The organism is Chryseobacterium sp. D764 (assembly GCF_019317325.1).
In the GTDB taxonomy this organism is placed as follows: domain Bacteria; phylum Bacteroidota; class Bacteroidia; order Flavobacteriales; family Weeksellaceae; genus Chryseobacterium.
This window is the reverse complement of the sequence record NZ_CP079219.1, coordinates 2,259,633-2,272,413: the sequence shown is the minus strand read 5'-3', so window position 1 is coordinate 2,272,413 and position 12,781 is coordinate 2,259,633. Positions and strand designations below refer to the sequence as shown.

13 protein-coding genes and 1 pseudogene are annotated in these 12,781 nt (G+C 35.9%); 7 read left to right on the top strand and 7 right to left on the bottom strand.

What is annotated here, in order from left to right; translation table 11 throughout:
• Positions 1 to 2: 2 nt before the first annotated feature.
• Positions 3 to 422, bottom strand: coding sequence for a DUF1801 domain-containing protein (locus tag KYG33_RS10215; RefSeq protein ID WP_077419181.1), 420 nt, complete (start codon positions 420 to 422; stop codon positions 3 to 5).
• A 147-nt stretch (positions 423 to 569) separates the two neighbouring features.
• Positions 570 to 2,606: a M3 family metallopeptidase gene (locus KYG33_RS10210; protein WP_077419182.1), complete on the bottom strand. Its 2,037-nt coding sequence runs from the start codon at positions 2,604 to 2,606 to the stop codon at positions 570 to 572.
• A 197-nt stretch (positions 2,607 to 2,803) separates the two neighbouring features.
• Between KYG33_RS10210 and KYG33_RS10205 the strand changes: the two genes are divergently transcribed.
• From KYG33_RS10205 to rimM, 5 genes are all read left to right on the top strand, one after another.
• Positions 2,804 to 3,328, top strand: coding sequence for an SRPBCC family protein (locus KYG33_RS10205; protein ID WP_077419183.1), 525 nt, complete (start codon positions 2,804 to 2,806; stop codon positions 3,326 to 3,328).
• A gap of 224 nt (positions 3,329 to 3,552) precedes the next feature.
• The gene (locus tag KYG33_RS10200; RefSeq protein WP_077419185.1) at positions 3,553 to 4,002 is read left to right on the top strand and encodes a hypothetical protein; all 450 of its coding nucleotides are present in this window, start codon (positions 3,553 to 3,555) and stop codon (positions 4,000 to 4,002) included.
• Between the two features lie 104 nt (positions 4,003 to 4,106).
• Entirely contained in the window at positions 4,107 to 4,619 is a 513-nt protein-coding gene (locus KYG33_RS10195; protein WP_219073179.1) for a nitroreductase, read from the top strand.
• A 202-nt stretch (positions 4,620 to 4,821) separates the two neighbouring features.
• Positions 4,822 to 5,388, top strand: a complete 567-nt coding sequence (locus KYG33_RS10190; protein ID WP_077419187.1) for a 30S ribosomal protein S16 — start codon at positions 4,822 to 4,824, stop codon at positions 5,386 to 5,388.
• 14 nt (positions 5,389 to 5,402) lie between these two features.
• Positions 5,403 to 5,945 carry a ribosome maturation factor RimM gene (gene rimM / locus KYG33_RS10185; protein ID WP_047386745.1) on the top strand — a complete coding sequence of 181 codons (543 nt, stop codon included), beginning with the start codon at positions 5,403 to 5,405 and terminating at the stop codon, positions 5,943 to 5,945.
• A 41-nt stretch (positions 5,946 to 5,986) separates the two neighbouring features.
• On the opposite strand, the gene KYG33_RS10180 is transcribed toward rimM, so the two are convergent.
• The 5 genes and pseudogenes from KYG33_RS10180 to KYG33_RS10160 all read right to left on the bottom strand — a co-directional run bounded on the left by KYG33_RS10180 (position 5,987) and on the right by KYG33_RS10160 (position 11,520).
• Entirely contained in the window at positions 5,987 to 7,708 is a 1,722-nt protein-coding gene (locus KYG33_RS10180; RefSeq protein WP_257468981.1) for a serine hydrolase domain-containing protein, read from the bottom strand.
• A gap of 26 nt (positions 7,709 to 7,734) precedes the next feature.
• Positions 7,735 to 8,649 carry a helix-turn-helix domain-containing protein gene (locus KYG33_RS10175; RefSeq protein WP_077419188.1) on the bottom strand — a complete coding sequence of 305 codons (915 nt, stop codon included), beginning with the start codon at positions 8,647 to 8,649 and terminating at the stop codon, positions 7,735 to 7,737.
• 493 nt (positions 8,650 to 9,142) lie between these two features.
• Positions 9,143 to 9,655 (bottom strand): annotated as a pseudogene (locus KYG33_RS22615) (SDR family oxidoreductase); the annotation flags it as partial.
• Between the two features lie 132 nt (positions 9,656 to 9,787).
• Positions 9,788 to 10,594, bottom strand: a complete 807-nt coding sequence (locus KYG33_RS10165) for a helix-turn-helix transcriptional regulator (protein ID WP_219073178.1) — start codon at positions 10,592 to 10,594, stop codon at positions 9,788 to 9,790.
• Positions 10,591 to 11,520 (bottom strand): helix-turn-helix domain-containing protein, encoded by a 930-nt coding sequence (locus KYG33_RS10160; RefSeq protein WP_219073177.1) that lies wholly within the window; start codon positions 11,518 to 11,520, stop codon positions 10,591 to 10,593. Before KYG33_RS10160 ends, KYG33_RS10165 begins: the two co-directional genes overlap by 4 nt.
• 105 nt (positions 11,521 to 11,625) lie before the next feature.
• On the opposite strand from KYG33_RS10160, the gene KYG33_RS10155 reads away from it, so the two are divergent.
• Complete coding sequence (locus tag KYG33_RS10155; RefSeq protein ID WP_219073176.1) at positions 11,626 to 12,276, top strand: LA_2272 family surface repeat-containing protein; 651 nt, start codon at positions 11,626 to 11,628, stop codon at positions 12,274 to 12,276.
• 30 nt (positions 12,277 to 12,306) lie between these two features.
• Positions 12,307 to 12,777, top strand: coding sequence for a hypothetical protein (locus KYG33_RS10150; RefSeq protein ID WP_219073175.1), 471 nt, complete (start codon positions 12,307 to 12,309; stop codon positions 12,775 to 12,777).
• The last annotated feature ends 4 nt before the right edge of the window (positions 12,778 to 12,781 follow it).

Here is a 12,781-nt window from a genome sequence, read left to right as displayed (position 1 = left end):
ACTTATGCTTTAATCCCATCCAGGATGGCCGCTTTCAGGATTTCAACGTTGATATCTTTCAACGCTTTGAATTTAATGCAATATCCGGTTACACTGGCTTTACCTATTTTATCTCCATAGGTGGCAGACAGATAGGTTTTATCATCAATGTTGAGAACATAAATAGAAATTCCCGTGGTGTTGGCACTCATTCCAATCTGATAGAAATCTCTGGTGTTTCCGTCGGTATACTGTATGGTATAGAATCCATAGCCGATATTGGGATTGGAAACTGTTTTATTTTCACTGTTTTTACCATCCAGAAACCACAGCTGGCATGCCGGCATAAGCTCTAGAATGATGTGATGAAGTTCCTGCATATCATTTCGTTTCTTCTCAGGCTGGCTGTTGATATAGTCTTTGATTTGTTCTTCAATGGTCATGTGAAATCAGGAATTTGGTTTGAGTATATTGAGCGACTAATTTACAAAATTTCATAAAGCACAATACACGTAACGATGAAACAAAAAAGAACAGCAATTGCTGTCCTTTTTATATTTATTTTTTCTGTCACAATCTGAATGTATATCCTATCCAAATGCTCTTTTCAATAAACTCTCTACTTTCGGCTCACTGCCTCTGAAGCTTTTATACAATTCCATTGGATCTTTTGTTCCCCCTGAAGAAAGCAGTACTTTATATTTGGCAGCAATCTCAGGATTGAAGATTCCGTTTTCTTTGAAATACTGGAAAGCATCCGCATCCAGAACTTCAGCCCATTTATATGAATAATACCCGGCAGAATATCCGCCCTGGAAAATATGGGAGAAACTTGGGCTCATTGCCGTTTCGGAATTGGAAGGATAAAGAGTTGTTGCTTTGGTATACTTATCTTCAAACTCCTTTACACTTTCATTTTTTAATTCTTCAACTTTTGTATGGTAGTTCATATCCAGAAGTCCGAAACCTAGCTGTCTTAAGGTTTGATAACCTTCCATGAAGTTTTTAGACTGTTCTATCTTTTCAATTTTCTCGTCAGGAAGTACTTCCCCGGTTTTATAATGTTTGGCGAATGTTTTTAAGAACTCTGGTTCATAACAGAAGTTTTCCAGAAACTGAGATGGAAGTTCCACAAAATCCCATTTTACAGAAGTTCCTGACAACGTAGGATATTGGGTATCTGCCATCATTCCGTGAAGAGCATGCCCGAATTCATGGAACAAAGTAGTCACTTCCTGGAATGTCAATAAGCTCGGCGTATCTTTTGTTGGTTTGCTGAAGTTACAAACAATTGAAATATGTGGACGGGAATTTTCACCGTTTTGTTTATACTGATTTTTGTAGCTGGTCATCCATGCACCGGCTCTTTTCCCTTTTCTTGGGAAATAATCAACGTATAATAATGCCTTGTAGCTGTCAGCCTGAGCGGAGCCGAAGGTTTCTTTTACTTCATATACTTTTACATCTTCGTGGTATTTCGGAATATCATTTCTTTCCTCAAAAGTCAATCCAAAAAGTTTTCCAGCCAGTCCGAATACAGCTTCCTGTACCTGATTGAGCGGGAAGTAAGGTTTTAATTCCTCATCATTCAGATCAAATTTCTCTTTACGAAGTTTTTCAGCATAGAATGCGTGATCATAGCCTTGCATTTCTTCAATTCCATCAGCTTTTGCTAAAGCTTTTAATTCTTCAATTTCCTTATCAGCATATGGTTTTGCCTTGGCTAAAAGCTCATTCAGAAAATCCAGAACTTTTACCGGAGACTTCGCCATTCTTTCTTCAAGAACAAAATCTGCATAGTTTTTATATCCAATAAGTTCAGCTTTCTGCTGTTTTAGAGTAAGAAGCTCTTTGATCAGATTCTGATTGTCAAACTCTCCGCCGTCAAAAGACTTTTTACCGTTTGCTAATGCCAGTTCCTTTCTCAGTTCGCGGTTTTCAGCATACGTCATGAATGGAATATAGCTTGGATATTGTAACGTTACTACCCAGCCTTCCAGGTTTCTTTCCTTAGCTTCCTCTGCATATTGATTAATGATAGCCTCAGGAATTCCCGCAAGATCTTCTTTGTTGGTGATATGTTTGAAATAAGCATTCGTAGAAGCCAAAACATTCTGTCCGAACTGTAAAGATTTTAAAGAAAGATCCATGCTGATTTTCTTTAATGTTTCTTTGTCTTCCTCATTCAATAAAGCTCCGCTTCTTACAAAACCTTTGTAGGTCTCATTTAAAAGCATTTCCTGCTCTTCATTAAGATTATATTTGTCCTTTTCATCATATACTTTTTTGATTTTGTTGAAAAGGGCTTCGTTTTGAGATATTTTTGAAGAATATTCCGTTAAGATCGGAGAAACCTCCTGAGCGATTTGCTGAATTTCATCGCTGGTTTCTGCAGAATTTAAGTTGAAAAAAATATTTGAAACCACATCCAACTGCTCTCCGGAATAGGCCAGTGCTTCGATTACATTTTCGAAAGTAGGTGCTTCAGGATTGTTGACAATAGTATCAATTTCTGCTTCGGATTTTTGTATCAGTTCTTTAAATGCCGGAAGATAATCTTCATTTTTAATGTCACTGAATGGTGCCGAATGGTATGGGGTAGTAAATTTTTCTGTTAAAATATTCATTTTTTGATCTTTATATAAGGTAAATGTAATGATTCATCAGGAATCACAGCTGAAATGCTCAAAAATAATGCCTTACTCACAAGTTATGACAAAAATACTTATCTTTAAATAATCTTGTCATATGGAAAGTGGGAGTGATGTGGGAATATTTAATTTTGAGAACAGATTTAAAATAAATAACCTTAAATATATAGACTATGAAAACACTCTTAAAAATCATCGGTGCCATCATCGTGCTGATTATTATCTATGCTGTAATTGCTATGCTGGCTTTCAGTAAAGATTACCATTATGAAAAATCTATTGTCATCAATGCGCCAAAAGATAAAGTATGGCAGCATACAAACTCTTTAAAAGCATACAATACATGGGATCCTTTTTCTAAAGAAATAAAAAATTTCTCTGTTACCTACTCAGGGGCAGGAGACCAGATAGGCGACTCCTATCACTGGACAGGGGATGACAGCGAAGGTGAGCAATCCATTACTGAAATTACACCTAATGAAAAGCTAGGTACCCAGCTTCATTTCATAAAACCTTTTGAAGGTATGGCTAAAAGTAATATTGTACTGACTCCTGAAGGAAGCGGAACAAAAGTAACCTGGATGATTGATAATGAACTGAACACCATGATGAAGATCATGAAGCCTATGATGGACAGTAACATGGATAAAATGTTTGGCCAAGGTCTTGGTGATCTGAAGAAACTTGCTGAAAAATAAAACGAAAGCCTTGTAAATTTTACAAGGCTTTTTTATTACAATTCTTTCTTACCAATCTCGTTGATCGAGTTATAGTTTCCTTCACCCTTAGGATTAGGTCCGTATTCTTTTGGCCCGTGGTTATTATCTGCTAAATTATACAAAGAAATTTTGCAATCGTTTTTTTATGTTAAGTCAAAGAAATATTATTCAAAAATATTATCTTTATATAAAGAATCGATTGTATGGAGAAGATTGTATTTGAAAAAAATCATATCAGAGACTTTGTAAAAACTACTATCGCAGAGAAAATTGAAAAGCTTAAAAACTTTATCGAATTTACCCTGGAGGCCAGCCGTGACATCAAAAAAACTCCAAAATATGACAGCATGAGAGAAGAGATGCAGGAGGAGATTTATCAGATGCAGCGACAGCTGGGGGCTTTGAATGATCTTAAAAGAAATATGGCAAAAGTCCTGAATACCTCTACGGAAAGAGTACAGCTTGGCTCACTGGTGATCACCAACAAGGCCCGGTTTTATATATCAGTGTCTTTAGGAGAGTTTTTTTTTGAAGGAGACCGGTTTTATGCCATCTCTCCTGAAAGCCCCATGGCCAAAAAAATGATGGGCATGAAATCAGGCGATGAGTTTACTTTAAATAAAATCCATCAGAAGATTATAGAGGTTTTGTAAAAGTAAAAAGTAATTTTGATAAGCTTCCAGCATCTATCACCCGGCCAAACATTAAACTTCCTTCATCCCGCTTCCTGCTTCTATCTTTTTTGTAATTTTGTTACATGAATAAAGCATCCATTTTAAAAGAAATCATAGAGCAAAGAAGAAGTATTTTCCCAAAAGATTATACTGATACCGAAATATCTCAGGAAGTCATTGATGAAATTTTACATTCAGCAACACTGGCTCCGAATCATAAAAGAACAAAGCCTTGGCGTTTCAAGATCTTCAAAGGGGAAGAAAAAGCAAAACTGGCTTCAGAAATGCAGGCTATCTATAAAGCTACACAATCTGAACAGACTTTTTTGGAGAAGAAATACCAGGATATTGGTTTTAAAATCAATAAATCTGATGCCGTAGTTTCCATTGTTGTCAATTTCAGCGGAATGGTTCCGGAATGGGAAGAAATAGCTGCTGTTTCAATGGCGGTTCAGAACATGTATCTTACCTGCACCGCGAATAATATCGGATGCTATTGGAGTTCTCCCAAAATTGTAGAAGAGTTGAAGGATGCTCTTACTATTGAAGAAAACCAGAAGTGTCTGGGACTTTTCTATATGGGAGGTTTGTCTTAAAATAGCCCTGATCGAGCGGCCTGTCTAAGCTCTTTTTCTTTGTAAAAGAAAAAAGCGAGTAGTGAGAGCAGGTTTCCGCTTTTGGAAAAAATAATTTGAATTTATAAAACTTTTTACCTGGAGCTTTTTACTTCAAACTTTTTTACTATCTTTGCACTCTTAAATATTTAACTGGGACGAGTTCCCGTAAAATTCAAACATTATGTCAGTAAAAATCAGATTACAAAGACACGGTAAAAAAGGAAAACCTTTTTTCCACATCGTGGTTGCAGATTCTAGAGCTAGAAGAGATGGTAGATTCATCGAAAAACTAGGAACTTACAACCCAATTACTAACCCGGCAACTATCGAATTGAACGTTGATTCTGCTGTACAGTGGTTAAACAACGGTGCTCAGCCTACTGATACTGCTAGAGCTATCCTATCTTACAAAGGTGCTCTTTACAAAAAACACTTACAAGGTGGTGTAGCTAAAGGTGCTTTTGACGAAGCTGAAGCTGAAAAAAGATTCAATGCTTGGGTAGAGGCTAAAGATTCTAAAGTACAAGGTAAAGTAGAAGGTTTAGCAACTGCTAAAGCTGATGCTAAGAAAGCTGCTTTAGATGCTGAAGTAAAAGTAAACGAAGCTAGAGTTGCTGCTGCTGCACAAGCTGATGCTGATGCTAAAGCTGCTGAAGAGGCTGCAAACGCACCTGCTGAAGAAGTTGTTGCTGAAGCTACAGAAGGAGAAGCTCCTGCTGCTGAAACTGAAGAAAACACTGAAGCTTAAGACCAAATCCTGTTATGCGTAAAGAAGATTGCTATTTTTTAGGTAAAATCACACGCAGACATGGACTTGCGGGTAACGTAATCCTTAAATTGGATACCGATCAACCCGAGCTTTACAATAAATTGGAATCAATATTCGTTGAAATCAACGGATTATTGGTTCCATTTTTTATTGAAAGATCATCATGGAGCAAATCTGATGCTCTGAATCTTGCATTCAAAAATTCTTCTGAGGCTATGATTGACCAGGTTTTGGGTAAAAATGTTTACCTTCCGCTTGCTTCACTGCCTAAACTTTCGGGAAAACAATTCTATTACCACGAGATCATCGGGTATGAAATTTTTGATCAAAATGATAATAACTGTGGAGTGATCAGATCTGTAAACGATCAGACGGCTCAGGTGTATTTCATTACCAATCTGGATGGAAAAGAAGTGGTTATTCCTATGATCAAAGACTGGATTCTTGAAGTTGACAGAGAAGAAAGAATCATAAAAATGGAACTTCCTGAAGGTCTTATTGATGTTTTTCTGGTTCCATCTAAGAAAGACGAATAAGCTTTTCTTCCTCCCTTTATATTACTCATTACTCATTTTCATTACTCATTTTTACTATCCATCATCAAGGCGGGTAAAAGATATTCCTGTACCATTTTTTCCACTTGTGAGTGAGCATAGGGCTTATTGTAAGCTTGTGCGGTAATCACCATTACAACTGGTATCCTGGTGAAGATGATGATTTTGTTTCCACCATTTCCGCTGGATTGGAAAGCTTCATAACTGCTGTCTCCCACAGTATAAACTTTTCTCCAGAATAAATACCCATAGCCTTCAAAATCCTGATGATCGGAAAAATAATTGGTAAAAGATTTCTTAACCCAGTCTTTACTCAAAATAGTTTTACCCTCCCAAACTCCATTGTTGCTGTACAGCTGCCCGAATTTTGCGAAATCAAGTGCTTTCATACGCAGTCCTCCTGCCAGAGAAGGTTTTTGCTGTGGAGTAAACTGCCACTTATAATTGGTGATTCCAAGCGGTTGAAATAACTTTTTATCCGCATAGTTTTTTAAGCCCTGCGGAACTGTTTTATCCAAAATATCTCCGGTTATCACAACGCCAGCTGTGAAGTAACTCCAGTTTTTTCCTGTTACATTCTCTGTCATGGGCAGATTCAATGTGAAATTCACCCAATTTTCGGTAGGATACATGTTTTCTTCATTTCCGGCAGATTCAGAATTTTCATCGTTTCCTTCAAATCCGGAACTCATTGTCAATAAACTTTTTATAGTAACATTCTCTTTTTGGGAAGAATGATTTTTAAATTGTCTCAGGTCATAAAATTCTTTCAGGTTTTGATTTTCGCTTTTTAAATATCCCTCCTTGATTGCAATTCCCATTAATGCTGAAGAAAACGATTTTCCTACAGAACGGGTATCCTGCAGAGAATCTCTTCCGGATCCGTTGAAATATTCTTCAAGAAGCAATTTTCCGTCTTTTACAACGACAATTCCGGTTATATTTTTAAACCTGTTTTCTGCAATTTTCTTATTCAGATTTCTGATAGTTTCCGTATTGATCTTTGCCTGAGAAACCTTCCATTCACTGCTGGGTTGGATGGACTGAACAGCGATCTGCTTTTCAGAAATATTTTGGGAAGGAATACTGAGATTAATCTGACCTTCTGCTATAACAGGTCCTATCTTGATTGTAGAAGTATTGAGATACGGACGCATTTCAATCTTTAAAATATGATTTCCTTCCGTGAGAGCATCAATTCCATTGTGGGCCATATAGAAGCGCATCCATAGATATCTTCCCCACGAATCTTCGTTTTTACTGCTGAGAAGAGGAATTCTCAATGTGGTTTTGGCTTTTTTATTTTCTGCAGTACCTGCACCCGTATTGAGATTTTCTTTATAGATCAGTTTTCCGTCTGCATAAAATGAGAATTGATAATTTCCGTTTTTCAATAGTTCATCAACAGTCCAATTGGGTTCAAGCTGATGAAGGTAGTTGACAAGAGAATTGTCAAAAAAAGCATGAATTCCAAGATCTCCGTTTTCCTGAAACACAGAAGAAGTGAGAAAGTCCGAATCTTTTAAGTTTTCAAGGGCAACGGCTTTGTTAAGGAAAACAATTTTTCCGGTATATTTTTTTTGAATTGGATTTTCAATTTTTTCAGGATCAATTATATTTTTATTTTGTCCCTGATAAATATAAAATGTGAAAATAAAGATCAATAGTAGAACTGGTTTCATTGCAGGAAGTATTTCAACAAAAGTAGCAAACTTCTTAATGGTAAAATAGAATGAAATTAACATTGCTATTTTATTATTTGCCGTGTATTCTAATTGAAAAGCTTTCTAAATTCTCCCGGAGACTGATTCGTCTTTTGTTTAAAGAGTTTACTGAAAGACTGTGGGTGTTCAAATCCCAGTTCATAAGCAATTTCACTTACTGATAAACTTGTGGTACTCAAACGTTCTTTGGCAGAATCAATCAGCTTATTCTGAATGTGCTGCTGGGTGTTTTGCTGCGTGTGAAGTCGTAGAAGTGTTCCCAGATAATTGGGCGAAATATTCATTTGTTCGGCAATGGTTTTTACCGATGGAATTCCGGTTTCAAGAAGATTTCCACTTTCGAAATATTGGGAAAGAATATCTTCAAACTTGTATAATAATTCGTGGCTTGATTTTTTTCTGGTGAAAAATTGACGTTCATAAAAACGGTCAGAGTAAACCAGTAATAATTCAATTTGGGCAATGATCAGTTCCTGCGTAAATCTATCTGTATTGGACTGATATTCCCGTTCAATATTTTTAAAAATATCAACAAGGATTTTCTCTTCTTTATCAGAAAGGAAAAGAGCTTCTTTTACCTGATAACTGAAAAAATCATAAGACTTTATTTTCTTGGTTAATGAAGTGTTCCACAGAAAATCGGGATGAATCAGCAATAGAAATCCGGTAGGCTCTACTTCAATATCCTGTCTTATTTCCAGACTTAAAAACTGTTGTGGAGAAACAAAACATAATACGCCCGAATCAAAATCATATTGCTGCTGCCCGTAATTGAATTTTGGAGTAACATTTTTCTTCAAACCAATCGAATAAAAATTCTGAATCCATTTCAATTCGTCATTATCCACAACATAGCGGACTTTACTGTAATCTATCACACTGATCAGCGGATGCTCAGGATTGGGAAGACTGCAGAAGGCATGAAAATCTGAAATGGAATTAAAACGAACAGGCTGTTTCATAATAGCGAAGTTAGTTGTTTTTTGAAAAAAATATAACGTATTGATTCAAATGTCTTCGACTCCGGTCAGGATGATTTCTAAAGTTTTATATTTAATTCATCCGATTAAATTAAAATAGTAAGTATTAGGAATGTCATCCTGAGCGGAGTCGAAGGATAGTATCAAATTAAATCGCAGTGGAAACAGTCAGACTTTCCCATTTTTCAGCGTCTTTCTTTAAAATATCAATTTTGTTATTCAGAAATTCTATCGTTCCGACACCCAATAATAAATGTACAGGCGGATTTTTCTCTTTACTGATCTGGATCAGTACATCAGCTGCTTTTTCCGGATCATTAGGCTGATTTCCGTTGATGTCATTAAGATGGGCCTGTTCAGAATTTCTTGCCGCTTCATAAGCCTGAATAGGATTAGAAGGTGTTTTCACAGAATCTTTAGTTAAAAAATCTGTGCGGAAATATCCAGGATACACAACGGTAGCATGAATTCCGAAATCTTTTACTTCTTCAGCCAAAGCTTCAGTAAATCCGGCAACAGCAAATTTTGTTGAACAGTAAATTCCCCAACCCGGAAAATTAGCAGAATACCCTCCAACAGAAGAAATATTGAAGATGTTTCCGGATCTTTGCTCACGGAGATAAGGCATCGCATTTCTGATCACATTTAAGGTTCCGAAAACATTCACAGCATAATTTTCTCTTGCTTCTTCATCCGAAAGCTCCTCCAAGGTTCCGATTTGTCCATAACCAGCATTGTTGACAACTACATCAATTCGTCCGAAATGTTCAACCGTTTTGGCAATAGCAGATTTTATATCGTTGTTGTCTGTGATGTTTACGCTAAGCGGAAGGAAGTTTTCAGAAGTTTCTCCGATGGTGGAGATCAGGGATTCAACGGTACGGCTTGTTGCAGCAACCTGAAATCCTTCGGATAATAATTTTTTTACCAACTCGAATCCTAAGCCTTTTGAAGCTCCTGTCACGAACCATACTTTTTTTGTTTCCATTTTTAAATATTTTTTTGTTTAAATTATGGTACAAAGATGAAAAGTTACAGAAGGGAAAATGTATCCAAATCGGGGAATGATGTATCCAAATCGTGAATGGTGGTTTTTATATCATTTAAATTCAGATAGATTCTAATGAATTTTCAAAAGATTCCTGTATTTCAAGGGAGTGATTCCGATATTCTCTTTAAAACATCTGATAAAATGACTCTGATCTGAAAAGCCGCATTCCATGGCAATATCCGTTAAAGAATGGGGCAAAGTCAGCAGTTCAAGTGATTTATTAAGTTTTAATTTTCTGAGGTATTCGCCCAGATTACAGTGGAAATATTTATGGAAATCCCTGCTGAGATGAATAGGATGGATGTTCAGGGTTTTAGAAAGCTCCGTAAGATTGAGACTTTCTGTAAAGCTTTCATGTAAAATTTCATTGATCTGACGTACCCAGACTGGCTTTCTATCAACTATCTTCTTCTGATGGGTCAATTGACTGAAAAGATGCAATAGTAACTGATTGACGGCTATTTCAAAAGATAAATCATTGGTTTTCGTTTCTTTGAACATCTGATAAACCAATAGTTTCAGATTGGGATCTTTTATATTGAAACTGCCTTCCACTTTATTTTTCTGAATGTCAAAATGATCAAACCAACTTTGTGAGAGTTCGATGTGAAATCCTCTTGTAAAAATATCCGGTTTAATATTGTAATGCGGATCTTCCCAATGATGGTACAATAATGTTCCAGCAGAACAGCCATAAGTTTCTTTTCTGTTTCCTTCTGTCATATTGCCCTGAAGCAAAAAGGTGAAGTAGGCATTTTCATGATAATGCCAGTCTACGAAAGGATGTGTATACTCCGTATCAGTGATAGTCAATCCTTCTAAATTGACCATTTGATTGGTTTCTCCAAAATATTCGCCTTTACGAAGAGTATTCATGATAAGTTCTGTTTTAATCGGTCAATCTGTTCATACATTTTATTAAAGAACATTTTCCTTTCCCGGTTTCCGGATTCGTTCAGTGATCTGGAGTTTTTGATCTGATGCTCAAAATAACTCAGAGAATCTTCACAGGTGATTTTATCATTGGTCATCATATATCCAAACATGCTGAAAGGAACGAAAAAGGAACATTGCTGCTCATTTTTGAATAAAATACTGTTGTTTAAAATTACTAAATCATTCACATATATCTGGAAATTAGTTTTTTCCAGTGTTTTAATTTCTAGACCTTCCAGTAGTTTTCTTAAGTCATCCAGAATAAGATCTACATCATTTTTCTTCACTAGCCCCATTTCATAGTAGAACGAGATTTGTCTCAAAGCGCTCATAATGGTGGTGTCATTCCAGATTTCGGTTACGTTTTGTTTATCATAAAGATCTTTCAGCATGTCATTTTTTACTGAATGATATTCCATATTAAACTCATGAAAAGGACTTAGAAATTTGTCCTGGTTCAGTAAATTCATCCAGACATAAAACTTAAAACGGGATAGCATTGAACCTGAAATGGTGTAAAAAAACGGGATGTCTTTTGCGGAATAAAATACTTTAGAATTGGTGATATCCTGAAAAACGTTTAAAATTTTCAATGAGTTTTCAAAATAGTTTAAAAGGTCTTCGGTGGTTCTTACCGGTTGTGTTCTTTTGACAACCAATTGATTTTCTGTTCCCAGGAACTGATCCAGTGAGATTTGATAGTATTTGGCAAGCTCCAGCGCTTCTTCAAAGCTGAACTTGGCTTTCAAAGAAGTTCTTCTGTGGGCCGCATCATAACTGATATTGAGAATGTTGGCAATCTCATCATTTAAAGATCTTTCCCCGATTTTTCTTCGGATTTCCTTCAATAGAGCTTCCTGGTGCATAGTTTTGTGATTTTCACAAATGTAATATTTTTTTTAATTTTTTTTCACATTCGGAACTGTGCTTTCTGCTGATAATTTTGAAATGTAATTTTAAAATAATGAGTTATGAAAACACGAATTTTATTTACAGCAGTTCTTTTATTCAATAGTCTGGCTTATGCATCAGACAGTTTAAAAGCAGATTCTTTGAAACCGAGATTGATAGCAGCTTCTCCTTCAAAGAATGTAAGAAACGTCAACGGAATTTTATTTAAATACTATGATCAGGAAGATCATTTTAAGCCTAAAAAAGTAAATGGATTAGGCCTTGGGTTCAATGTTGTAGGTATTTTCCTTCCTCCGCTGATGCTTTTCACTTTACAGTCACCAGGAAGCTGGAGCCTTGATGATGATTATGTAGTAGTTCCCCGTGAAAAGATGAATAAAATCAATGGACTTCAATTGTCTCTGATCAATATGGAACCTACCGTCACCAATGGTCTGGAGATTAATGTTTCTAGTAATATTAATACACATGCGGTGACTAACGGAATGTCTGTTTCTCCATTTTTTAATCTTCATCATGAAATGAAAGGAATTTCTGTAGCGCCATTGGCTAATGTTGGTCAGAAATGCAGGGGAATACAGATTGGTTTATACAATAAATGCAGTGATTTCAGAGGGATACAGATTGGCGGATGGAATGAAAACGGCAAAAGAAAACTTCCTCTGATCAACTGGAATTTCAAGAAACAGAAAACAAATAAGACGTTATGAAAAAGTTTGTTACCCATAAATAATTAAACCATGAAAAATTATAAACTGATCTTATTTTTATTGATGTTGCCAGCGCTTATTTTTTCACAAAATGTTGCAGCCGATACATTAAAGGCCAATAGTGAAGATTCTTTTGATTATAAAAAATATTATGACTGCGATTTTGGAGAAGGGAATGTTTTATTAGTGATCAAAAAAGGAAAAGAATTTACAGACCTTACAGATTTAAGAAAATCAGGGAAGGGATTTGCGATTAAAATGGAAGCTATATACAGTATGGAATTTAATGACGGGAAAAGATATGAATCAAGTGTAGTGAAAAAAATTACACAGGACAGTCTTTCGATCACGAATTTTTTTAATGAAAATGCAGCCAAACTTGCGGGACAACCCTTCACGTTGATTACTTATCCTCTTTCCTCTTTAAAATATGTCCGTTTTATTGATGACCGGATGCTGTCTTTGTACGGTAAAAAGAATGTCCAGAAAATTTTGATCTGATCGT